1 protein-coding gene is annotated in these 1,203 nt (G+C 47.7%); it reads right to left on the bottom strand.

Features of this window, described 5'->3' with window-relative positions; all coding sequences use genetic code 11:
* Positions 1 to 860: S8 family peptidase (locus R7E00_RS24225; RefSeq protein ID WP_318124796.1), on the bottom strand; the 860-nt coding region annotated here is incomplete at its 3' end.
* Between the last annotated feature and the right edge of the window lie 343 nt (positions 861 to 1,203).

The raw sequence follows: 1,203 nt of genomic DNA, 5'->3' as shown, positions 1-1,203 counted from the left end.
GGCGCGGCAACCCACACGTTAGCGCCAACAGAAGAGTAACTTGCTCGGGTGCCATCTGCGCGTAGCGCGCTGGTGACAAGGTTGAAGTAGCTAGAGTTGTCGTAAGATTGCGCCGAGTTGTGCATTGGTAAACTTTGGTTTCCGCCTCCCGCGAAGAAATCGCTAGGAAGAACGAAGAATCGTCCAGTGTTGAAATAGCGGTAACCATTACCCGCAGACTTGACAAACAGTGCACCGCGGCCCCAAGCGTTCGTTTCGCTGACGTTCTGCATGACATCCATTTCAAGCTTGAACTGTGGGTCATTCTCATCAAACGCGATTGGGTTGATCGGACTAAAGCCATAGCTTTGGTTAAATACGCGTACATCTCGCGTCGCTGGGTCCATACCGTGAGAAATTAACCAACCTTCTAATGTTTGGTTTGCAAGCCAGTTAAAACCAACAAGCGAAGAGCGAGAAGCAACGCCGCGACCACCTTCACCATTGTTACCTACCGCACTAATCAAACCAGCAACGGCAGTACCGTGGCCGTTGGTGTCTACGGGATAACTGGATGGGAATAAAGAGTCTTCAACGAAGTTTCTGCTACCTGTGACTACGTTACCTGCAAGGTCTGGGTGATCGATCTGCACACCAGAATCAATGACCGCAACTTTAACGCCAATACCGGCAATGCCCATGGCTTGCGTAAGTTTGGTGTTTAAGTCATTACCCGCAACAGCAGGGTTTGCTGCGAATGCAGTTTGGCCAGTGTTGTCGAGATGCCATTGTTCTGAATAGAGCGGATCAAACGCCGAGACGGCAGGTGCAAGGCCCACAGCCAACATAGCGGCAAATAGGCGATTAAAGCGTGTTTCCATTTGTGACCTCATGTCTTTGTTTGGAATTTTTGTCCCTGTTCGATACTCCTTTAAACAGGAATGAATAAAACTAGCGGCAAAGAATGAGGACGCAAACTGTTTACAAATTGTTTACGTTGTTTTTTCGACGGACTGCGTAAATTGATGTTAACTCACTGAAGTAAAGGAAGGTTTTGGCTGATCTTGATCATTGTTAGATGTAAAAAAGCAGAAAGTTGGTAAGGACTTTCTGCTTTCTATCTCATCTGTTAGCTAGAGAGAGGTGATAGCTACTACAGTTACTATTTGGTGGAGGCCGGCTGAATGGTTGCCATCGGTTTGCGCGGTGCTGGCTTTTTCTTTG

The organism is Vibrio sp. Vb1755 (genome assembly GCF_033338635.1).
GTDB classification, from domain to species: domain Bacteria; phylum Pseudomonadota; class Gammaproteobacteria; order Enterobacterales; family Vibrionaceae; genus Vibrio; species Vibrio alginolyticus.
Note: the sequence above shows the minus strand (reverse complement) of the source record. Positions and strands in the feature narration are given on the sequence as shown.